Origin of the sequence: Pseudomonas sp. JV245A, from assembly GCF_032424515.1 — a bacterium.
Taxonomy (GTDB): domain Bacteria; phylum Pseudomonadota; class Gammaproteobacteria; order Pseudomonadales; family Pseudomonadaceae; genus Aquipseudomonas; species Aquipseudomonas protegens.
In genome coordinates this window covers 1-22,331 of sequence record NZ_VYKE01000096.1, presented here as the reverse complement: position 1 = coordinate 22,331, position 22,331 = coordinate 1, and the positions used below count along the sequence as shown (strand labels likewise).

Sequence of the window (22,331 nt, the reverse complement as noted above, 5' to 3'; positions counted from 1 at the left end):
TGCATTTTCTATGATCAGCCGCAAAACAGCCCATTCGCAGCTTCTATATAGAGGCGTAAAAAAGACCATGCGCACTATATTGCTCATCCATGATTAGTTGAGCATCATGTTCCAGGTGCCCCTCCCCCAACACTCTGGATGACCCCTTGCATGAATGACCAACCGCGCAGCCTTGCCTCGACCCTGTTTCCGGTGGGGCTGCTGCTTATTGCCATGGCCTCGATTCAATCAGGAGCCTCACTGGCCAAGAGCATGTTCCCAATCGTTGGCGCACAAGGAACCACAACCCTGCGGCTGATTTTCGCCAGCATCATCATGCTGCTTCTATTAAGACCCTGGCGCGCCAAGTTCACCACCAACACCCTGCGCACCGTGATCATCTACGGCATGGCCCTGGGCGGCATGAACTTCCTCTTCTATATGTCCCTCAGGAGTGTCCCTCTGGGCATCGCCGTCGCCCTCGAGTTCACAGGCCCCCTCGCAGTAGCCATCTATGCGTCACGCAAGGCCATAGACTTCCTGTGGATCGCTCTGGCTATCGTCGGGCTGCTACTGCTTATTCCCACCGGAGCCACAGAAACAGCCATCGACCTGGTCGGTGCAGGTTATGCACTGGGGGCCGGGGTCTGCTGGGCGCTGTACATACTCTTCGGACAGAAGGCCGGAGCCGAGAACGGCATTCAGACCGCCGCCCTGGGCGTCATGATTGCTGCTCTCTTTGTTGCACCCATAGGCATAGTCCATGCCGGCGCCGCACTACTGACTCCCTCCCAGATCCCGGTTGCCCTGGGAGTCGCCATCTTGTCCACAGCCCTCCCCTATAGCCTGGAGATGGTTGCCCTGACTCGCATGCCAGCCCGGACCTTCGGCACCCTGATGAGTATCGAGCCCGCTTTCGGCGCGCTTTCGGGCCTGTTGTTCCTCCACGAGTACCTGTCCCTGTCCCAGTGGACGGCAATCGCTTGCATCATCCTGGCTTCCGTAGGCGCCACCATGACCATGCGCCGCGAGGCCAAACCAATAGTTGCAGTTGATTGAGATTCAACTCTGGTAATTGGTGCTCATTTAGGCCATGTTTAGCCGGCTACTCAACGTCGCCCAGGGAGTTGCCGGACAGGGATATCGCACACGCAAAAGACGACAGGTAATGCAGTCACACTCGGACGCCAGATCCGGGGCTAGCGATAAGGACGGGGATGAAACGATTTTTGATACTGTTGGCCGTACTTGCAATTGCAGGCTGCGCGGCGACCGCGAAAACCGAAGTCAAACGGGGCAAGAAAGGACTCCACATCAACTGCTCGGGCTTATCTTCTTCCTGGGAAAAGTGCTACACCAAGGCGACTGAGTCCTGCGGCCCCAAAGGCTACAAGGTCATCGCCAAGTCCGGTGATGCCGTGGAAGACCCAGGCGACTACCCCTTCGGCCTGAACCCTGCCGGCTACACCAGCCGCAGCATGATCGTCATCTGCAAATAGCCTTGCCGGTCAACTTGCGGGCAGCCGCTCCAGCTGCCCGATGATCTGCTCATGGCTGGACGCCAGTACCTGATGCTGAATGGCGGGGTTCACCAGCATTCGCGCTACCACCAACGCGCCAACGCACTGGGACAGGATCGACCAGGCCAGGCTTTCGCTGCCCAGAGTCTGCGCCCAAGCCTGGTGCAAGCGGCAGATCCAGTCCTGCGCCTCCTGCCGCACCTCTAGGCTCCCCCGGGCAATCTCCGCACCCAATGCCGGCAGTGCGCAGCCAGCACCCGGCTGTTGCAGATGCGCCACGCTCAAGTACTGCTTCAGGCAGCGACGCAACTTCTCCTGATTCTGCTGCCCCTCCCCGCCCAGGCGCGCCAGACTCTGGCTCAACTCGCGCTCGACAATCGAGCTGAACAATTCGTCCTTGGAGGTGAAGTGGCTATAGAAAGCCCCGCCACTCAGGCCAATGGCTTTCATCAAGGCATCCACCCCCACAGTGGAAAAACCTTCGTTCTTGGCCTGCGCCGCGCTGCTTTGCAGCAGACGCTCGCGGGTTTCCTGCTTGTGACTGGCTGAATAACGCATTCCCTGACGGGCTCCCAAGTTTTCTTGACGACGGAAAAATCATAGCATAACGTTCGTTTAGTTAACGATCGTTTACCAAAGAGCGAACCTCCCATGACTGCAACCTTGAACAAGAACAAAGTCGTACTGGTAGTGGGTGCCGGCGACGCGACCGGCGGTGCTATTGCCAAGCGTTTCGCAGCCGAAGGCTTTATTGCCTGCATGACCCGCCGCAGCGCGGACAAACTGCAACCCCTGGTGGACGCCATCCAGCAGTCCGGCGGCCAGGCCCATGGTTTTGGCTGTGATGCACGCAAAGAGGAAGACGTGATCGCGCTGATCGAGCAGATCGAAACCCAGATCGGCCCTATCGAGGCGTTCGTCTTCAATATTGGCGCCAATGTGCCCTGCAGCATTCTTGAAGAAACTGCACGCAAGTATTTCAAGATCTGGGAAATGGCCTGCTTTTCGGGCTTTCTCAATGCCCGGGAAGTGGCCAAGCGCATGGCCAAACGCCAACGCGGCACTATTCTGTTCACCGGCGCCACCGCAGGCGTACGCGGTGCCGCCGGCTTTGCCGCCTTCGCCGGGGCCAAGCACGGCATTCGCGCCTTGGCCCAGAGCATGGCGCGGGAACTGGGCCCCCTGAACATCCATGTCGGCCATGTCATCGTCGACGGTGCCATCGACACCGACTTCATCCGTACCAGCTTTCCCGAAAAATACGCCCTCAAGGACCAGGACGGCATCCTCAACCCCGAGCATATCGCCGAAAACTACTGGTACCTGCACAGCCAGCCCCGGGACGCCTGGACCTTCGAGCTGGACCTGCGCCCGTGGAACGAACGCTGGTAAGGCCTTCTCCGATAACAACAATCAAGGAGTCTGAAACATGAGCAAAAAGGTGGAGTTCTTCTTCGACCTGGGTAGCCCGACCTCATACCTGGCCTATACCCAACTGCCAAAAATCTGCGCCGAAACCGATAGCCAGCTGGTGTATCAGCCCATGCTGCTGGGCGGGGTCTTCAAGACCACCGGCAACGCCTCCCCCATCAGTGTTCCCGCCAAGGGCCGGTATATGCTGCACGACCTGGCGCGCTTTGCCCGGCGCTATGGGGTGGAGCTCAACTTCAATCCGCACTTTCCCATCAATACCCTGCTGCTGATGCGCGCCACCACCGGGGTTCAACTGCGCCTGCCGGAACGTTTCGGTGAATTCCTCGACTGCCTGTTCCGTGCGCTCTGGGTGGACAAACGCAACCTCAACGACCCGGCCACCATCACCCAGGTCCTGGAACAAGGTGGCTTCGACCCGCAGCAGATCCTCGACCTGAGCAATGACGAAGAGGTCAAGGCCGCCCTCAAGGACAAGACCGAACAGGCGTTGCAAAAAGGGGTGTTCGGCGCGCCCAGCATGTTCGTGGGAGACGAACTGTTCTTTGGCCAGGACCGCCTGGATTTCGTCCGCGAAGCCTTGAACGCGCCGTAACCTGCCCTGTCCCTGGCAGCGGCCGCGCCATTGCCAGGAGCCCATCGCGTGACGTCACCCGCCTTGCGCGGGTGACATCTTTCCTCAGATAGCCGCAGTACGAACCTGCAACCACTCCAGGGCCGGGCCCTCCAGCAGCGGGCTGAGGCGCCGGCGGACTTCGGCGTGATAGCCGTTGAACCATTCGCGCTCATCCTCGGTGAGCAGCGATGGCTCCAGGCAACGGGTATCGATCGGGCACAGGGTGAGGGTTTCGAAGTTCAGAAACTCACCGAACTCGGTCTTGCCCGCCTCACGGTTGAGCGCCAGGTTCTCGATTCGTACGCCCCAGCGGCCAGGGCGGTAGGTCCCGGGTTCGATCGAAGTGATCATCCCCGGTTGCATCGCAGTCTGCGGCGTCGCTGCGGCCTGATAGGCAATCACCTGCGGGCCTTCGTGAACGTTGAGAAAATAACCGACGCCATGCCCGGTGCCGTGCCCGTAGTCCACACCCTCGGCCCAGATCGGCGCCCGGGCGATGGCATCCAGCAACGGCGACAGAATGCCCCGCGGAAACTGCGCCCGGGACAGCGCGATAACGCCCTTGAGCACCCGGGTGCAATCGCGCTTCTGCTCGGCACTCGGCGTCCCCACCGGCACCATGCGCGTGATATCGGTGGTGCCCCCCAGGTACTGGCCGCCGGAATCGATCAGCAACAGGCCATCACCCTCGATCACCGCATGCTCTTCGGGCGTGGCGTGGTAATGGGGCATGGCGCCGTTGGCGTTGAACGCTGCAATGGTATTGAAGCTTAGCGAGACATAACCCGGGCGCTGCTCACGGGCGGCCGTCAGGCGCTCATCAATGGTCAGCTCGGTAATGCGCTCACGCCCCAGGGCGCTGTCCAGCCAGGCGAAGAATTCGCAGAGCGCCGCACCATCCTGCTCCATGGCCTGGCGAATGTGCTCGGCGTCCGCCAGGCTCTTGCGCGACTTGGCCAGGGTGGTGGGGTTGAGCCCCTCCAGCAGCTTCACCCCGGGGTTCAGGTGCTCCAGCAAGCCCGCGGTGACGCGCGCCGGGTCGATCTGCAACGCTACGCCTTCCGGCACTGCCTGCAAGGCCGCGGACACCTCTGAATAGTCGCGCAGGCTGACGCCATCCACCTCCAGTTGCGCGCGCAATGCCTCATCGACCTTGCTCAAGGCCACGAACAAGGTCGCCTGCTGCTGGCTGATCAGGGCAAAGGAGACAAACACCGGGTTGAAGGACACATCGGCGCCGCGCAGGTTGAACAGCCAGGCAATGTCATCGAGGGTAGCGATGAAATGCCAGTCGGCGCCACGCTCCTTGAGAGTTGCGCGCAACGCCGCAAGCTTCTCGACCCGGCTCTGGGTGGCCTGGGGCGGCAGATGCTGATAGACCGGCTGATCGGGCAATGACGGGCGGTCGTCCCAAGCTTCTTGTAGCAGGTCGATATCGGTACGCAAGCTGGCCCCGCGTTCCTGCAGCTTGCTGCCCAGGGTACGGGCCGAAGCCAAGGCCATGACCGCGCCGTCCACCGCCACCACCGCACCTTGCGGGGTCTGCTCGGCCAGCCAGTCCAGGGGCCCGGGCTGGCCCGGTTGCAACTTCACCAGTTCGATGCCGCTGCCCTTGAGTTCCTTGGTGGCCTGCTCCCAGTAACGGCTGTCGGCCCATACGCCGGCAAAGTCAGCGGTCACGATCAAGGTCCCGACCGACCCATGAAACCCCGACAGCCACTGGCGCCCTTGCCAGTAGCCCGGCAGGTATTCCGACAGGTGCGGGTCGGCCGAGGGCACCAGCAAGGCGTGAATGCCTTCGCGGCTCATCAGCTGACGGACATGCGCCAAGCGCTGGGGGACCACTCCATTGGTCGAAGGCTGGGTACTCATTGTGTCTCCTTAACCGGCTTAATCATTGTTATGGAAGATCGAAGTCACTCGACCCTCAAGGTTGTGTTGTGGCCCAGAACGCAGGGGCTGAGGCGGTCGCCGCCTGGATCAGTTGAGCGGCGCGATCCACATCCTGTTCGCAGGTGAAACGCCCGAGGCTCAAGCGGATGGTCCGCGCGGCCTGCCCGGCATCATGCCCCAGCGCCAGCAATACATGGGAAGGCGCATTGCTTGCCGAGTTGCAGGCCGAAGTCGCGGAAAAGGCCAGGGCCGCGCCCAACGCCGCCCCATCAAAACCTCCCTCGGTGAAGGTCAGGCTCAGGGTGTGGGGAATGCGCTGGGTGACACTGCCATTCAAGCGCAGGCCGGCGATACCCGCCAGTTGCTCCAGCAGGCGCCCGCGCAGACGCACGATGGCGGCGGTTTCTTCCTCGAACAGTTCGCCGGCCAGGGCGAAGGCGGCGCCCATGGCCGCGATCTGGTGGGTGGCCAGGGTTCCGGAGCGCAAGCCGCCCTCATGGCCGCCGCCATGAATCTGCGCCTGCACGTGTTGCTGCGCCCGCGGCCCGACATACAGCGCGCCGATGCCCTTGGGGCCATATAGCTTATGGGCCGAGAACGACATCAGGTCCACCGGCCACCGGGCCAGATCGATGGCCACCTTGCCCGCACCCTGGGCGGCATCCACATGCAACAGGGCGCCACGCTCACGCACCACCTGGCCAATGGCCAGAATGTCGTTGAGGGTGCCCAGTTCGTTGTTCACCAGCATCAGCGACACCAGGAAGGTGTCGTCGCGCAGGGCTTCGCTGACCGCTTGCGCGGTGATCAGGCCATCGGCATCCGGCACCAGGTAGGTCACTGCGACCCCGGCCTCCTGCAGTTGCCGGGCGGTGTCGAGCACCGCCTTGTGTTCGATCTGGCTGGTGATGACATGGCCGCCGCTCACGCCCCGGGCCTGCATCACCCCCTTGAGGGCCAGGTTGTTGGATTCGGTAGCGCCGGAGGTCCAGACAATCTGCTCGGGCTGCGCGCCGACCAGTTGTGCCACTTGTTGCCGGGCGCGCTCGACGTAACCCCGCGCTTCCCGGCCAAAGGCGTGTGAACTGGACGCCGGATTGCCGAAATGGGCGTTGAAACCCAGGCACTCCAGCATGACCTGAATGACTCGCTCATCCACCGGCGTGGTGGCGGCGTAGTCGAAATAAAGAGGACGCTTGTTCATGACTGAAAACCCGCAGAGCTTGTTCCAGGGTCGGCATATGCTGGCAAAAAGGCGAGGCAGCCACGCGCCGTGTATAGGCGGCGCGGCAAATGCTGGCCTTGAGCAGTACCCGATCGGATGCAGTTAAAGAAGAACATCTTCGTTTAAAAGTGCGTAGGAACGCTCCTGCATCGCAGCTTACAGGCTCGAGGCAGCGCCATGAAGCGCCGTTCAACTCATCTTTTCGAACAACAGCGGTGCCAGGGAAAGCACCAGCAAGGCGGCCATCAACAGATTGAACAGGCGCAACCAGCGCGGGTTGCGCAACACATTGCGCAGCAAGCTGCCGCACGCAGCCCAGAGGCTCACCGTGGGCGCATTGATCAGCGCGAACACCGCGGCAATCACCAGCACATTGGTGAAGTAGCCCTGCAACGGGGTATAGGTACTGATGGCCCCCACTGCCATGACCCAGGCCTTGGGATTGACCCACTGGAACGCCGCGGCGCCCCAATAGCCCAGCGGCCGGCCGTGGTGCTGCTGTTCATCGGACAGCGGCCCGGAACGGGCAATCTTCCACGCCAGGTACAGAAGGTACGCTGCGCCAACGTAGCGCAGCTCGCTGTACAGCAGCGGGTAGGCCTCGAACACCGCCCCCAGGCCCAGGCCGACCGCCAGCACCAGGACAAAGAAGCCGCAGCTGATGCCGAGGATGTGGGGAATGGAACGGTTGAAGCCGAAGTTCACCCCCGAGGCCAGCAACATAGTGTTGTTGGGACCGGGCGTGATGGAAGTGACCAGGGCAAACAGGGCGAAGGCCAACAGCAGGTCAGGGGAAAGGCTCATGGGGGCAAGGTCCGGGGCAGGTCGATCAGGCCTCGACCCTAACCCAGCCTCAGGCTGAAACCCACGGACAGTTGCTGAAAACTTGGACCAGTACAGTTCTTCTCAACTGGCAGGTTGATGGCGACTGATATTGCGCTGCGCACTCATTTCACCCTGGCTGTCGAAGCTCGCCGGGCGGCCCAGCAACTCGGCCTTTTTCTGCTGGTATTCATCGAAGGACAAACCGCGCCGGTTCAACGCCTCCATAGCCAGCTCCCGGATTTCCTGCGCGGTATAGGGCCGCAACTCCGGTGCACCGGGGCTGGCACAACCGGCCAGCACACTGGAAACCAACAACAGCAAGACAGCAGAGAAAGCCTTCATGGCGAGCACCTGGGGCGGGTTGCGAACAATGGACACAGGCTACTCGCGCGCCATCAGCGGCAAAAATCACCCTGCTCGATAGTGGCTATCGATCGTTCCAAGGCCAGGGCGCTGCTCACCCTTATATTCCATAAAGATCTATAAATATGAAAAAAAGCTCTTTTAAGGAATAACAACAAGCCTTTATAACAGTCCCATCTCGCCCGCCAACTGTTGCCAGAGCAACTGTTGGCCAGGCAACAGCCGATCAACAAAACAGCGGTTGGGCAACAGCACCCGGCAACTGCAGATCAGCGCAAAACCGCGCCGTACAAGGGCTGCAAGTCTTTGGTACAGCTCTTGCTCCAGAGCCCGGGACCTGCCACTGCTCGTTGAGCCACTGTTTAAAAAGGAACTGATCATGTCCCGCCCCTTGAACGTCGTAGCCCTTTCCGGTGGAACCTGGCGCCCATCGCGCACCCTGGTGCTGACCCAGGCCCTGCTGGCTGAACTGTCCGGGCACCTGTCCTTCAACGCCCACCTGATCGAACTGGGGGATATCGCCCGCCCGGTGGGTGCCGCCCTGTCGCGCCAGGAACTGCCGGCCGAGGTTGAAGCCGAACTCCAGGCCATCGAGAACGCCGACCTGCTGATCGTCGCCGCCCCGGTGTATCGCGGTTCCTATCCCGGCCTGCTCAAGCACCTGTTCGACCTGATCGATCTCAATGCCCTGATCGATACCCCGGTGCTGCTGGCCGCGACGGGTGGCAGCGAACGCCATGCCCTGGTTCTGGATCACCAGCTACGCCCACTGTTCAGTTTCTTCCAGGCCCTGACCCTGCCGATCGGCGTGTACGCCACCGAGGCCGACTTCAGCAATTACCAGATCACCAGCGACCTGCTCAAAGCGCGCATCCAGCTCGCCGCCGAACGGGCCGCGCCGCTGTTTCGCGCCCACCCGACCCACCTGCTGAAAATCGCCTGAGGAGCTGTCATGGATGTGTTCTGGTTTCTTCCGACCCACGGCGACGGCCATTTCCTCGGCACTGCCCAGGGCGCGCGCCCGGTCACCCTCAACTACCTCAAGCAAGTGGCGCAGGCCGCGGACAGCCTGGGCTATCACGGTGTGCTGATTCCCACCGGGCGCTCCTGCGAAGACTCCTGGGTGATCGCCTCGGCCCTGGTGCCCCTGACCGAACGCCTGCGCTACCTGGTGGCGATCCGCCCAGGGATCATCTCCCCCACGGTTTCCGCGCGCATGGCCGCGACCCTGGATCGGCTGTCCAACGGCCGCCTGCTGATCAACGTGGTCACCGGCGGCGACCCGGACGAAAACCGCGGCGACGGCAGCTTCCTCAGCCACAGCGAACGCTATGAAGTCACTGACGAATTCCTGCAGATCTGGCGTCGGGTGCTGCAAGGCGAAGCCGTGGACTTCGAAGGCAAGCACCTGCATGTGCAGAACGCCAAGGCGCTCTACCCGCCCGTGCAGAAGCCCTACCCGCCGCTGTACTTCGGCGGTTCCTCCGAGGCCGCTCATGAACTGGCGGCGGACCAGGTGGATGTCTACCTGACCTGGGGCGAGCCACCGGCGGCGGTGGCGCAGAAACTGGCCGACGTACGCGAACGTGCAGCGCGCAAGGGCCGCACGGTGAAGTTCGGCATCCGCCTGCATGTGATCGTGCGTGAGACCGAGGACGAAGCCTGGAAAGCCGCGGACAAGCTGATCGAGCACATCAGCGACGACACCATCGCCGCCGCCCAGCAGTCCTTTTCCCGCTTCGACTCCGAAGGCCAGCGGCGCATGGCAGCGCTGCACGGCGGGCGCCGCGACCAGTTGCAGATCGCCCCCAACCTCTGGGCCGGGGTCGGCCTGGTGCGCGGTGGCGCCGGTACCGCCCTGGTGGGCAACCCGCAGCAAGTGGCCGAGCGCATCAAGGAGTACGCGGACCTGGGAATCGAGAGCTTCATTTTCTCCGGCTACCCGCACCTGGAAGAAGCCTATCGCTTCGCCGAGCTGGTGTTCCCGCTGCTGCCGGAGCCCTATGCCAGCCTGGCCGGCCGCGGTGTCACCAACCTCACCGGGCCGTTCGGCGAAATGATCGCCAACGACGTGTTGCCCAACAGCCGCTGAAATCCCCAATGCTGTTGCAGGAGCCGGCTTGCCGGCGAAGGCGATCTTCCGGCCCGCTTCGCTGGCAAGCCAGTTCCTGCAGCTCGCAGCACCTTTTCCCGGCCGCCACAACGGCCACGAACGAGGAACACCGCGTGACTGCCAAACCGCAAAGCGCCCTGTTGTCCCCCCTGCAGACCGCCCGCCAACTGGCCGCCGAGTTTGCCCTGACCGCCGTCGAGCGCGACGAGCGCGGCGGCACCCCCAAGGCCGAGCGCGACGCGCTGCGCCAAAGCGGCCTGCTGGCCCTGAGCATTCCCAGCCAGTTCGGCGGGCTCGGCGCGCCCTGGAGCGAGACGCTGAACATCGTCCGCGAATTCGCCCGGGTCGACAGCTCCATCGCCCATGTCTTCGGCTTCCACCACCTGATGCTGGCCACCGTGCGCCTGTTCGCCAAACCCGAACAGTGGCAACCCTGGTTCGAACAGACCGCACGCAAGAACTGGTTCTGGGGCAACGCCCTGAACCCACTGGACACCCGCACCGTGGTCCGGAACCTGGGGGGCTGGCGCGAGTTTTCCGGCAAGAAGAGCTTCTGCTCCGGTGCCAGCGACTCGGAAATGCTCATTGCCTCGGCAGTGGACGAAAGCAATGGCGGCAAGTTGCTGATCGCCGCGATCCCCAGCGGCCGCAGCGGCATCACCCTGCACCACGACTGGAACAACATCGGCCAGCGCCAGACCGATAGCGGCAGCGCCACCTTCGAACGGGTACGGGTGGAGGAGTCGGAACTGCTGCTGGACCCTGGCCCGCTGAGCACACCATTCGCCTGCCTGCGCCCGCTGATCGCCCAACTGACCTTCACCCACATGTTCCTCGGCATCGCCGAAGGCGCCTTCGAAGAAGCCCGGCAGTACACCCTCGGCGAAACCCGGGTCTGGCATAAGTCCAGCGCCCAGGACGTGCGCCAGGACCCCTACATACTCAGCCACTACGGCGAATTCTGGGTCGCCCTGGAAGGCATCCGCCTGCTGGTGGAGCGGGCCGCCGCGCTGCTGGACCAGGCCTGGGCCAAGGGCCCGGCCCTTAGCGCCGAAGAGCGCGGGCACCTGGCCACGGCCATCGCCACCGCCAAGGTCGCCGCCAGCCGCCAGGGCCTGGAGCTGTGCAGCCGCCTGTTCGAAGTCACCGGCGCGCGCTCGACCCACGCCTCCCTGGGCCTGGACCGGCACTGGCGCAACCTGCGCACCCAGACCCTGCACGACCCGCTGGACTACAAGCTTCATGAGCTGGGCGACTGGGCGCTGAACCAGTCCCTGCCAACCCCGACTTTCTACTCCTAGCCTTCTGTTCGACGGAGAGTGCCGATGCAGCTTCTGACCCTACCCCCTTCGCCCGCCCTGGCGACCTCGATCCGCGCCACCGCCCAGGTGTTCGAGGACCCGAAATCCCAGGCCCTGCTGGCGCACCTGCAACAGGTGGCACCGAGCGAAGCCAGCGTGCTGATCATTGGCGAAACCGGGACCGGCAAGGAGCTGGTGGCGCGCCATATCCACAACCTCAGTGCCCGGCGCAACCGACCGTTCGTGGCGGTGAACTGCGGTGCCTTCTCCGAATCCCTGGTGGAGGCGGAACTGTTCGGCCATGAGAAAGGCGCCTTTACCGGTGCCCTCAGCGCCAAGGCCGGGTGGTTCGAAGAGGCCGACGGCGGCACCCTGTTCCTCGACGAGATCGGCGACCTGCCCATGGCCATCCAGGTCAAGCTGCTGCGGGTGCTGCAGGAGCGCGAAGTGGTGCGCCTGGGTTCGCGCAAGAGCATTCCCATCGATGTGCGCGTACTGGCCGCCACCAACGTGCAACTGGAAAAGGCCATCAACGCCGGGCATTTTCGCGAAGACCTGTATTACCGCCTGGACGTGGTCAGCCTGGAACTGAGCCCGCTGCGCGAGCGCCCCGGCGACATCCTGCCGCTGACCCGGCACTTCATCGAGGCCTACAGCCAGCGCCTGGGCTACGGCAGCATCAGCATCAGCCCCGAGGCCGAGCACAAGCTCAAGAGCTACAGTTGGCCGGGCAACATCCGCGAGTTGGAAAACGTCATCCACCACACCCTGCTGATCTGCCGCAACGGGGTGATCCAGCGCGACGACCTGCGCCTGTCCAACATGCGCATCGAACGCGCCGACGACAGCCACCCGAGCCACGACGACTCTGCCGAGGCCCTGCTGGAACGGGCCTTTGAAAAACTCTTCGCCGAACAGGCCGGGGCCCTGCACGAAAAGGTCGAGGATGCCTTGCTGCGCGCGGCCTACCGCTTCAGCCACTACAACCAGGTGCACACCGCCAACCTGCTGGGCCTGAGCCGCAACGTCACCCGGACCCGGCTGATCAAGATCGGCGAACTGGCGGTGAACAAGCGGCGCCCCATCGATGCGCCCAACGAGCGCACCCTGCAACTGTCGATCTAGCCCGGCAGGTCGCAGTGCAAGGCATTGTCGTGGCTACGGGCGATGCTGCTACGCACCTGGAATGAACCGAAGGTCACGGCCTTGGCCTGGTGGGCGAGGATCAACTGCCAGAAATCCTGCTCGCCGCTCTCGAAGCGCCGGAACGCCGCTTCGCCGGCTTCCCGGGATTGCCATTGCAGGTAATTGAGCACCCGCCGGCCATCGTCGCTGGCCTGCACGCTGGCACTCAGAAAACCGCCATAGCCCTGGGCCAGGCGCTCGGTCTGCTCGGCCAGGGCCGATACCAGGGCCTGTTGCTGATGGGGCTCGATCTCGAACTCGATCAATTGGGTAAAGCTGCGGGTCTTTTCAAAGGCGCTCATGGATCACTCTCCACTGGGGGCAAACAGAATATTGCTGTTGAATGCGCCGCAGGGTAAAACCTCTAGTTAAGTCAAGGTCAAGCGTATTTTTCCTCCCGAGGTCCACTGATGATCGAACCCGACTCCCGTCATAAAGAGCTGAGCGTCGGCCAACTGTCGGCCCGCAGTGGCGTAGCCGTCACCGCGCTGCATTTCTACGAAACCAAGGGCCTGATCCACAGCCATCGCAACGCGGGCAACCAGCGCCGCTACCCACGTTCGGTGCTGCGCCGGGTGTCGCTGATCAAGGTGGCCCAGCGCCTGGGCATTCCCCTGGCAGAGATCGGCCAGGCCCTGGCGACCCTGCCCGCTGACCGCGCGCCCACTGCCGCGGACTGGCAGCGCCTGTCGGAACAGTGGAGCCGCGAACTGGACGAACGCATCCGCCAACTGAGCCTGCTGCGCGAGCGGCTGAACCAGTGCATTGGCTGTGGCTGCCTGTCCATGGAAGGGTGCCCGCTGCGCAACTATGGAGATGCCCTGGGAGACGCCGGCCCGGGCGCCCGCCTGCTGGAGCCCGACGCCGCCACCGACACCCCGTAGCCGGCTTCCCTCGTAGGGGCCGGCTTGCCGGCGAAGGCTGACTCTCGGGCCTCTTCGCTGGCAAGCCAGCTCCTACAGCCACATCGCCTTCGTACCCGTAGGAGCCGGCTTGCCGGCGAAGGCGATCTCACGGGCATCTCCCCTCGCAAGCCGGATTCCCGCTCAGCGCTGACAGGTAAGAAAACCTGTGGAGCATCGTAAGTAAAAACGTCCCTATGCTAATGTCGCGTCCTGCTTCCTACGACGAGCTCCGCTTCCATGCCAAGGACTGCCTCCTTCGAAAAGCCACGCTGGCTGCGCGATCTGCTGCGCTTTCTACCCCTGAAAAGCCAATTCGTCCTGTCCGGCAACGTCCGCGACCTGCAAGCCAGTGAGGTGGCCCCCGGGGTCATTACCCCCCAGCCCTTCAACCTCAATCTGCGCGACGAACTGCTGGCGGCGGGCTATGCCCAGGTGCTGAGCTGGGACCCCCTTGGCGGCCTCAGGGTTTTGCTGCCCCCCGGCAGCGAGCCGGCCCAGGCCGATAACCTGCTTCGCGAGCTGGGCCTGACCCCGGTGGACGGGGCCGCGCCGGCAGGCCTCGATCTGCTGGCGGCCACCTTGCCGCGCCTGGTGGAGCGCCAAGGCGCCCCCCTGGCCCTGATTGTCGATTTCGCTTCACGCCTGGTGATCCGCAACGACGCCCTGAGCGCCGCAGAACACCAGCTGTTCACCCAGGCCCTGGTGCTGTCCCACCAGGCCCGCAGCCGCCCGGCTGGGGAGCTGCGCACGCCGTTCTTCAACAGCATTCTCTGGGTGGTGGAAAAGGAAGGCGACCTGCCCGACTGGATGCTGATCGACAACCCACGCCTGCGGCCCATTCCCGTGTCCAAACCCGACCAGCAGGCCCGCCAGGCCCTGGCTCCGGCACTGTTGCGCGGCCTGCCCGGCGCCCAGGAGGCCAGCGAAGAAAGCCGCGACAGCGCGGTGCGGGCCTTCGTCGAAAACACCGAGGGCCTGCTGCTGCTCGACCTCAACGCGATCGTCCAGCTGGCCCGGGTCGAAGGCCTGGCCATGGAACGCATCGGCGATGCCGTACGCCGCTATAAAGTCGGGGTCACCGAAGACCCCTGGCTGAAGATCGACCGCCAGCGCATCCGCCAGGCCGACGGTTTCATCCGCCAGCGGGTCAAGGGCCAGGGCCACGCCGTGACCCACATGCTGGATATCGTCAAGCGCGCCATGACCGGGGTCGGCGCCAGCCGCAAGGGCAACCGGCCCCGGGGCGTGGCCTTTCTTGCCGGGCCCACCGGGGTCGGCAAGACCGAACTGGCCAAGACCATCACCAGCCTGCTGTTTGGCGATGAAAGCGCGTACATCCGCTTCGATATGTCGGAATTCAGCGCCGAACACGCGGACCAGCGCCTGGTAGGCGCGCCACCCGGCTATGTCGGCTACGACGTGGGCGGCGAACTGACCAATGCGATCCGCGAAAAACCCTTCAGCGTGGTGCTGTTCGACGAGATCGAAAAGGCTCACCCGCGGATCCTCGACAAGTTCCTGCAGATCCTTGATGACGGTGTGCTTACCTCAGGCCGGGGCGACCGGGTGTACTTCTCCGAGGCGCTGATCGTCTTCACCTCCAACCTGGGCATCTACCGCCAGGGCGACAACGGCGAGCGAGTCGCCAACGTCCAGCCCGGCGAAGCCTTCGAAGCGGTGCAAGGCAAGGTCCAGGGCGAGATCGAGCGCTATTTCAAACTGGTGCTCAACCGCCCGGAAATCCTCAACCGGATCGGCGAGAACATCATCGTCTTCGACTTCATCCGCCCGGACATCGCCGAGCAGATCTTCCAGCAGATGGTCGGCAATATCCTCGCCGACCTGGCGGCCCAGGCCCTGCATGTGCAGCTCGATGACGACTCGCTGCACAACCTGCGCCAGCTGTGCCTGCAGGACCTGTCCAACGGTGGCCGGGGCATTCGCAACCAGTTGGAGGCGCACCTGCTCAACCCCCTGGCCCGGGCCCTGTTCGACCAGGATGCGCAGCCCGGCCAATCCTTCGAAATCCGCCAACTGCAGGCCGGCGGCCTGCAACTGCTTGCCCGCGCCTCGTGAACATCAGCCTGTCGCGGGTGCACTTCCCGGTCACCACCCTGGGGCCGGGGCAACGCCTGGGCCTGTGGTTCCAGGGGTGCAGCATCCGCTGTGCAGGCTGCATTTCCGCGGACACCTGGGGGCCGGGCAAGCACCCCTTGCCGTTGGCCCAGGTGCTGGACGACCTGCAACCCTGGCTGGCCCGGGCCGAAGGCATCACCCTGTCCGGCGGCGAGCCCTTCGACCAGCCCGAGGCGCTGCTGGCCCTGCTTCGAGGCCTGCGCGAGCGCACCGGGGTCGACATCCTGGTCTACAGCGGCCACTCCCTGGAAACCCTGCAACCGCTATTGCAACAAGCCGAAGGCCTGCTGGATGCATTGATCTGCGACCCCTTCGAGCAACAACAGGCGCAAACGCTGGTCCTACGGGGCAGCGACAACCAGCGCCTGATCTTCTTGACCGAGCTGGGCCGCCAGCGTCTGTCCACTTACCAGCGCCCGCTGCACCACGAAGACCGCGCGCTGGATGTGATGTTCGACGACGACGGCAGTGTCTGGATGGCTGGAATTCCCCGGCGTGACGACGTGCTGCGTCTGCGCGACCTGCTGCACGACCAGGGCCACCAACTCCAGATCAGCGCCCACACCTCACGCCGCCGTTAACCGGAACCGCTATCGATGATACGTTTTTGCCCCAATTGCCAGACTGAACGCCCACTGGCCGAAATTTTCTGTGAAGGCCAGGTAGACAACCGGGCCTGCGGCTGGGAACTTTCCGCCGAAGCGATTCATCCCGAAGGCTGGCGCCCACAACCGGTCATCACCCTCGAAGCGCTTGAGCCGCAGCCACCGGTCGCGGCGGACAGCGGCTCCCCCCTGCTCTGCGGCAACGGTCATGCCATGGCGGACGGCGACTTGATGTGCCTGGTCTGCGGCGCCGACCCGCTCGCCCCGGAGCAACAGCCACCCGCAGCGCCCCCAGCCGCCGACAGTGAAACCGTGATCGAAGGCTGGCGCCTGCTGCGCCAGATCAGCAGCGGCGGCGTGCGCGAGCGCTTTATCGCCGAGCACCGGGAAACCGCGCACCAGGCGGTGCTGACCCTGTACCAGGCCGGCGCCGAACCCGACCCGTCGGTGTACGAAGCCCTCAAGCGCCTGCCCCGGGAACACGTGCCGGAAATCATCCTCACCGGCCGCTGGGACGAGCGCGCCTTCGAAGTGGCCGAGGAACTCACCGGCGGCACCCTGGCCGACCTGGGGATCGTGGTCAGCGACAGGGCCGCGGTGCAGCACATCGTCCGTGAACTGGGCCAGGCCCTGCATGCCTTCAGCGAAGCCGGCCTGCGCCACCGCGACCTGCGCCCGGCCACCTTGCTGGTGCGCAGCCGCGAGCCCCTGGACCTGGTGATCAGCGGCTTCGGTTCGGCGCGGCTGTCGGAGTTCGACCTGGACATCGTCTCGCCCCTGGAAACCAGCCGCTACATGGCCCCCGAAGCCATTGCCGGGGGCGTGGCCGCGGCCTCCGACTGGTGGAGCCTGGGGATGATCCTGCTGGAACAGCTGACCCAGGGAGAATGCTTCGCCGGCATCAATGCCAACGCCTACCTGATTCACATTCTGGCCAACGGCGTGCTGCTGCCGGATGACCTCGACCCGCGCCTGGAACTGCTGCTGCGCGGCCTGCTGGCCCGGGACCGCCACCAGCGCTGGCAATGGCCTCAGGTGCAGGCCTGGCTCCAGGGCGAAAGCCCCAGCGTCCCGGCCTCGGTCGCCAGTGAAGAGGACGCCGAGGAAGGCGCCAGCGTCGCCCTGGGCAGCCGGCGCTTTCGCCGGCCAGGGCCGTTCGCCCTGGCTGCCGCCGAAGTCGAACACTGGCCCCAGGCCCTGGATCATCTGCTGCGCGGGGTGATCGTCACCTGGGCCGAACAGGCCGGTTTGCCCGCACGGCAGCTGGCGGGCCTGCGCCAGGTGGCCCAGCACGAAGGGCTGGACGATGACACCCGGCTGATGCTCGCCTTGAAACTGCTGAACCCGGAAATGCCCCTGATCCAGCGCGGCGAGATCGTCACCCCTGGCTGGTTGCTGGAGCATCCCCTGGACGGTTACCGCTTGATCAGCGGCCCGGCCCCGGACCTGCTGGAACGCCTGGAGACCGAGCACTGGCTGTCGCGGCTCAAGCTGCGGGCCGAACAGGTACGCCAGCGCGCCCAGCACCAGGCCATCGAACTGGACGAGGAGCAACTGCGCATCTACCTGCTCTCCAGCTCCCGCGCCCGTCTGGCCGCACAGTGGGAAGAACGCCAGCGCCTGCTGCCGGACAGCGAGCACAACGGCATCCTGTCCCTGGCGGACCGCCGCTCCATCAGCGAAGAAGACCTGATCGTGCTGCTCAGCGCCGCCATCGGGCAGTTCCGCTCGGTGGACGCGATCCTCGAAGAAGCCGCCACCCTGGCCCGCGAAGCCGTGGTCCTGAGCTTCGATGCGGCCAGTGCGCGTGCCCTGCTGGGGCTGCCGCGCCCGGCCTTGTACCGTGAAGTCGACGAGCGCATCAGCGGCTTTGCCCGTTGTGGCGTGCCGAGCGTCGATGAATGGGCCGAGCAGTTCCGCCTGGAACGCCGCATGCCCCTGGCCAGGGCCCTGGTGCTGCTGGCCATCGGCGCAGAGCAGTGGCTGGAGCCGCAAAAGCAGCACTACGTGTCGCAGATCCTCGACTTCTTCGAGAAGAAGGTCGCCAGCGTGGTGCTGCGCGGCCCGCTGGTGCGCATGAGCATCGGCAAGACCACCGCCCGGGTCGACCTCAACGAATTGCACAGTGAGCGCAGCCCGGCCCCGGCGCTGCTGGATCACCTGGTGGCGCGCAACGCCCAGCCCATCAGCCTCGACCCGGCGTGCTTCGCCGAAAACCCGCAGCTGGATGCACGGCTCAACAGCCTGTACCGCCAGAGTTCGCTGTACAAGCGCGACACCGGGATCGATGGCCTGTACCTGGGCTTCCCTTTCCTCCTGACCCGGGACGCGCGTGGCACCACTCGCACTCGCATCGCGCCGTTGCTGCTGTGGCCGGTCAAGCTGCTGCTGGAAGTCGGCAGCCGCGGCAAGGTGGCCCTGGTCTTCGACAGCGAACGTGAAGAGGTGCGCCTCAACCCGGGGCTCGACACCCTGCTGGGCATCGACGCCGCCAAGCTCTGGCGCAAGGCCGCCGACGAACTGCTGGGGCGTTCGGCGCTCAAGGCCGCCGACGTGATGGACGCCTTCGGCATGCTGGCCACTGCCAGCTCCCGGGTGCTCGGCAGCCTGCCACCGCCGAGCACCGAAGTGCAGCCCTACCAGGATCAACTGGCCTGTGCCGCCGTGCTGTTCCATGTGGCCTTCATGGGCCAGGCCATCGGCGAGGACCTGCGCCAGCTCAAGGCCCTGCCCCCCGGCGGCACCGGCCTGGAAACCGCCCTGCGCCTGAACCCCGCGGAGCCCGACAGCGGCGACAGCGGCGACAGCGCTGCCACCGCGCTCGCGCCTGAACTGCAGCGCTTCTTTACCGTGGCCAGCGACCCCTCCCAGGAAGCCGCGGTGCTCCAGGCCCGACAGGCCCCCGGGCTGCTGGTGGAAGGCCCGCCCGGCACTGGCAAGAGCCAGACCATCGTCAACATGGTGGCCGACGCCATCGGCCGCCAGCGCAGCCTGCTGATCGTCTGCCAGAAGCACGCCGCCCTGGAAGTGGTGCACAAGCGCCTGGTGGCCGAAGGCCTGGGCAACCGGGTGGTGATGCTCAACGACATCAACCGTGACCGCGAACCGGTGATCCGCAGTGTCCGCGAACAGCTTGAGGCCCTGTTCAAGGACGATGCCGTCCAGCAACCCTGGCTGCACCAGCGTGAACGCCTGGCGGCACGCATCGAAGCCCTGGAGGGCGAACTGGATCGCTTCCACCAGAGCCTGCACCGCATCGATGAACACTGTGGCTTGAGCTACCGCCAGTTGATCGGCGAGCTGATCGGCCTGGAACAGGGGCCAGCGGCCCTGGATGTCCCGGTATTGCGCCAGCACCTGGCGGCCCTGGACATCGCCAGCCTGACCCGCCTGGAAGAGGCCTGCGCGCCGCTGAGCCGCCTGTGGCTGCCGGCCCGCTATGAACACAGCGCCCTGGCCCAGCTCCAGCCCTTCCCCACCGACGCCGCCACGGTGCAAGCGTTCAACCAGGGCTTCGAGCGCCTGCTGAGCTGCGAGGAACAGCGCCTGGAAACCCTGCAGGCGCACCCGGCCGACTTCGAAGTCGACGACCCGGCGCCCTACCGCGCCTGGCTCGACCAGCACCTGCACAGCCTGCTGGGCCTGGACGATGAGCGTCGCCAACGGCTGGCACGCTGGCTCCCGCTGTTTCGTGGCAGCAACGGCCAGGCCGCAGAAGGCGACGGGCTGATCCAGGCCCTGCAGGCACTGGCTCAACAACTGGAACAGTGCGACGCCACCGCTTACCAGGCCGACCTGGCGCCGGGCCTCAGCGCCCTGCCCGCGGCCCAACTGCGCACCCTGCAGCAACGCGCCCGCGCCGTTATCCAGGGTCGCTCCTGGCTGGCGCGGCTCAACCCGCTGCGCCTGATCCGCCAGCGCCAGTTGCTGGCCTTCCTCGCCGAACAGGGCGCCGCGGCCCAGCCGCAGCGCCTGCCGGAACTGCTGGCGGCGGCCCTGCTGGAAAGCCAGTGGCGGCCCTTGCGCGCGCAGTTGCAACACCTGCATCAGCAACTGAGCCTTGCACAAATCGCCAGCGATTGCGGCCCGGGCCTGCTGCCGCAGGTACGCCAGGACCTCGGGCAACTGCAAGAAATGCGCGCCCTGGCCATGACCCTGGCGCAAGCCCCCCGGGCGGAGCAACTGGATGCGGTGGTACTGACCGGCGAGCGGCGCTCTCTGGACAGCCTGCTGGCCGGCTACGACGCCGCTTTTATCCGCCACAGCGTGCGCCAGGACAGCCTGAATGCCCTGCAGCGCCTGGATCAGTGGCTGCAACCCGAGCTGCTGGGCCAACTGCGCCAGCGCGTGGAGCACAACCAGGGCAATCAGTCGGCCCTCAACCGCCTGCGCGACGCCTTGCCGACCCTGAGCGCCTACCAGGCTTTCCGGGCCCGGGCCGGCCAGCTGTCGCCGGCGGACCTGGAGTTGCTGTTAGTCCTGCGCGATTACCAGGACGCGCTCGACGCCATTCCCGCCGAGCAACTGGAAGCCGTGGTGCGGCGCATGCTCAACCGCGAAGCGCGGCTGGGCTGGAAGCGCCAGATCGAACAACGCCAACCCGAGCTGATGCTCGAGCACAGCGAAACCGCGGCGAAGATCGCCAGCCTGGGCGAAGCCGACACCCAGATGCGCAACCTCAACCGTCAGTTGCTCAGTGAAGGCATCGAGCTGTCGCGCCTGGGCACCCGCAAACAGTGGGAAGACGTCACCCGCCTCACCGGACGGCGTTCGCGACGCTTGCGCGAGTTCATGGAAATGGGCGCCGGCCTGGGGCTGATGAGCCTGCGCCCGGTGTGGCTGATGAACCCGGACGTGGCCAGCCGGGTGCTGCCGCTCAAGCCCGGGCTGTTCGATACGGTGATTTACGACGAAGCCTCGCAGATGCCGGTGGAGTTCGCCCTGCCGACCCTGTACCGGGGCCGGGTCACGGTGGTCAGCGGCGACGAGAAGCAGATGCCGCCCACCGCCTTCTTCTCCAGCCGGGTGGAAAGCGACGAAGCCGAACTGTTCGATGGCGACCAGCCGGACGCCGATGCCGACGAGGAACAACGGGAGGCCTTCGAAGACACCTGGAACCGCCGCGAAATCAAGGACTGCCCGGACCTGCTGCAACTGGCTCGCAGCTCGCTACCCTCCACCACCCTGCAGATCCACTACCGCTCGGCCTACCGCGAGCTGATCGGTTTCTCCAACGCCTCGTTCTACGGCAACCGCCTAAGCATCCCGGTACGCCATCCCCAGGCCAATATCCTCGCCATCAAGCCGCTGGAGCTGATCCGCGTGGACGGCGTCTACCAGCAGCAGGTCAACCCCGACGAGGCCGAACGGGTGGTGGACTACCTGGCCGAGCTCTGGCAGGCGCCCTATGCCGAACGCCCCTCGGTGGGCGTGGTGACCTTCAACCGCAAGCAGGCCGACCTGATCGAAGAGCGCCTGGAGCTGCGCGCCGAGCAGGACCCGGCGTTTCGTGCGGCCTACAGCCAGGAGCGCGAACGCAGCGAGGACGGCGAGGACATGTCGGTGTTCGTCAAGAACGTCGAGAACGTCCAGGGCGATGAGCGCGACATCATCGTGTTCTCCTCGACCTTCGGGCGTAACAGCCAGGGCAGCTTCCGCCGCAACTTCGGGGTCCTGGGGCAGACCGGCGGCGAGCGCCGGCTCAATGTGGCGGTGACCCGGGCCCGGCGCAAAGTGGTGATGATCACCTCGATGCCGATTGCCGATATCTCCGACATGCTCACCACCCAGCGCCCGCCCGCCAGCCCGCGGGACTACCTGCAAGGCTACCTGGAGTACGCCCGCGCCCTGTCGGCCGGGGAGTTTGCCAGCGGCCACAGCCTGCTGGGGCGCCTGGTCACCGAGCGCCAGGATGCAAAGGTCCAGCACAACGCCCACAGCGACGGCTTCACCCAGGCGGTGGCGGCGTACATCCGCACCCTGGGCTGGAGCCCGGTCAGCGCCAACGAAGGGGATGCCTTCGGCCTGGACTTTGCCATCGAGCACCCCGATACCGGGCTCTACGCCCTGGGCATCGAATGCGATACCCCGCGCCACGGCCTCCTGGCCCGCGCTCGCTCCCGGGAAATCTGGCGCCCTTCGGTGCTGCGCCGGGCCATTCCCCACCTGCACCGGGTCTCGTCGCAGGCCTGGTACCACGACCCGCAAAGCGAGCGCGCTCGCCTGCAGGCCGCC

The 22,331-nt window shown here is 65.1% G+C and carries 18 protein-coding genes; 12 read left to right on the top strand and 6 right to left on the bottom strand.

Annotated features, from left to right (window positions below; translation table 11 throughout):
• The first annotated feature begins 150 nt into the window (after window positions 1-150).
• Together rhtA and F6S12_RS22040 are read left to right on the top strand one after the other, a co-directional pair.
• Window positions 151-1,038, top strand: a complete 888-nt coding sequence (rhtA, locus tag F6S12_RS22045; protein WP_315869331.1) for a threonine/homoserine exporter RhtA — start codon at window positions 151-153, stop codon at window positions 1,036-1,038.
• 158 nt (window positions 1,039-1,196) lie between these two features.
• Complete coding sequence (locus F6S12_RS22040) at window positions 1,197-1,478, top strand: hypothetical protein (protein ID WP_011062423.1); 282 nt, start codon at window positions 1,197-1,199, stop codon at window positions 1,476-1,478.
• Window positions 1,479-1,487: 9 nt separating this feature from the next.
• Here the strand turns inward: F6S12_RS22040 and F6S12_RS22035 are convergent, their stop codons facing one another.
• Window positions 1,488-2,057: a TetR/AcrR family transcriptional regulator gene (locus tag F6S12_RS22035; protein WP_011062424.1), complete on the bottom strand. Its 570-nt coding sequence runs from the start codon at window positions 2,055-2,057 to the stop codon at window positions 1,488-1,490.
• Between the two features lie 93 nt (window positions 2,058-2,150).
• Between F6S12_RS22035 and F6S12_RS22030 the strand changes: the two genes are divergently transcribed.
• Window positions 2,151-2,891 carry an SDR family oxidoreductase gene (locus F6S12_RS22030; RefSeq protein WP_019092954.1) on the top strand — a complete coding sequence of 247 codons (741 nt, stop codon included), beginning with the start codon at window positions 2,151-2,153 and terminating at the stop codon, window positions 2,889-2,891.
• Window positions 2,892-2,928: 37 nt separating this feature from the next.
• Window positions 2,929-3,525 (top strand): 2-hydroxychromene-2-carboxylate isomerase, encoded by a 597-nt coding sequence (locus tag F6S12_RS22025; RefSeq protein ID WP_011062426.1) that lies wholly within the window; start codon window positions 2,929-2,931, stop codon window positions 3,523-3,525.
• 84 nt (window positions 3,526-3,609) lie between these two features.
• Here the strand turns inward: F6S12_RS22025 and F6S12_RS22020 are convergent, their stop codons facing one another.
• The 4 genes from F6S12_RS22020 to F6S12_RS22005 form a co-directional block, all read right to left on the bottom strand.
• The gene (locus F6S12_RS22020; RefSeq protein WP_258717907.1) at window positions 3,610-5,418 is read right to left on the bottom strand and encodes an aminopeptidase P family protein; all 1,809 of its coding nucleotides are present in this window, start codon (window positions 5,416-5,418) and stop codon (window positions 3,610-3,612) included.
• 55 nt (window positions 5,419-5,473) lie between these two features.
• On the bottom strand, window positions 5,474-6,643 hold the full coding sequence (locus F6S12_RS22015; RefSeq protein ID WP_015636466.1) for a cysteine desulfurase family protein: 1,170 nt from the start codon (window positions 6,641-6,643) through the stop codon (window positions 5,474-5,476).
• 210 nt (window positions 6,644-6,853) lie between these two features.
• A complete protein-coding gene (locus F6S12_RS22010) occupies window positions 6,854-7,468 on the bottom strand; it encodes a LysE family translocator (RefSeq protein ID WP_315869330.1) in 615 nt (204 codons plus the stop codon).
• A 102-nt stretch (window positions 7,469-7,570) separates the two neighbouring features.
• Window positions 7,571-7,831, bottom strand: coding sequence for a hypothetical protein (locus F6S12_RS22005; protein ID WP_015636468.1), 261 nt, complete (start codon window positions 7,829-7,831; stop codon window positions 7,571-7,573).
• Window positions 7,832-8,231: 400 nt separating this feature from the next.
• On the opposite strand from F6S12_RS22005, the gene msuE reads away from it, so the two are divergent.
• The 4 genes from msuE to F6S12_RS21985 all read left to right on the top strand — a co-directional run bounded on the left by msuE (window position 8,232) and on the right by F6S12_RS21985 (window position 12,391).
• The gene (gene msuE, locus F6S12_RS22000) at window positions 8,232-8,795 is read left to right on the top strand and encodes an FMN reductase (RefSeq protein WP_015636469.1); all 564 of its coding nucleotides are present in this window, start codon (window positions 8,232-8,234) and stop codon (window positions 8,793-8,795) included.
• A 9-nt stretch (window positions 8,796-8,804) separates the two neighbouring features.
• Window positions 8,805-9,944 (top strand): FMNH2-dependent alkanesulfonate monooxygenase, encoded by a 1,140-nt coding sequence (gene ssuD, locus F6S12_RS21995; RefSeq protein WP_011062432.1) that lies wholly within the window; start codon window positions 8,805-8,807, stop codon window positions 9,942-9,944.
• A gap of 134 nt (window positions 9,945-10,078) precedes the next feature.
• On the top strand, window positions 10,079-11,266 hold the full coding sequence (locus F6S12_RS21990) for an acyl-CoA dehydrogenase family protein (protein ID WP_011062433.1): 1,188 nt from the start codon (window positions 10,079-10,081) through the stop codon (window positions 11,264-11,266).
• 24 nt (window positions 11,267-11,290) lie between these two features.
• A complete protein-coding gene (locus F6S12_RS21985; protein ID WP_011062434.1) occupies window positions 11,291-12,391 on the top strand; it encodes a sigma-54 interaction domain-containing protein in 1,101 nt (366 codons plus the stop codon).
• Here F6S12_RS21985 and F6S12_RS21980 read toward each other — a convergent pair.
• Window positions 12,388-12,753 (bottom strand): antibiotic biosynthesis monooxygenase, encoded by a 366-nt coding sequence (locus F6S12_RS21980; RefSeq protein WP_152686340.1) that lies wholly within the window; start codon window positions 12,751-12,753, stop codon window positions 12,388-12,390. The genes F6S12_RS21985 and F6S12_RS21980 overlap by 4 nt on opposite strands.
• A gap of 108 nt (window positions 12,754-12,861) precedes the next feature.
• Here F6S12_RS21980 and soxR point away from each other — a divergent pair, with 108 nt between their 5' ends.
• The 4 genes from soxR to F6S12_RS21960 form a co-directional block, all read left to right on the top strand.
• The gene (gene soxR, locus F6S12_RS21975) at window positions 12,862-13,335 is read left to right on the top strand and encodes a redox-sensitive transcriptional activator SoxR (protein WP_011062436.1); all 474 of its coding nucleotides are present in this window, start codon (window positions 12,862-12,864) and stop codon (window positions 13,333-13,335) included.
• 258 nt (window positions 13,336-13,593) lie between these two features.
• On the top strand, window positions 13,594-15,432 hold the full coding sequence (locus F6S12_RS21970) for an AAA family ATPase (RefSeq protein WP_315869329.1): 1,839 nt from the start codon (window positions 13,594-13,596) through the stop codon (window positions 15,430-15,432).
• Window positions 15,429-16,073 (top strand): 4Fe-4S cluster-binding domain-containing protein, encoded by a 645-nt coding sequence (locus F6S12_RS21965; protein ID WP_011062437.1) that lies wholly within the window; start codon window positions 15,429-15,431, stop codon window positions 16,071-16,073. The genes F6S12_RS21970 and F6S12_RS21965 overlap by 4 nt, the downstream gene beginning before the upstream one ends.
• 15 nt (window positions 16,074-16,088) lie before the next feature.
• On the top strand, window positions 16,089-22,331 hold a 6,243-nt coding region (locus F6S12_RS21960), incomplete at its 3' end, for an AAA domain-containing protein (RefSeq protein WP_315869328.1).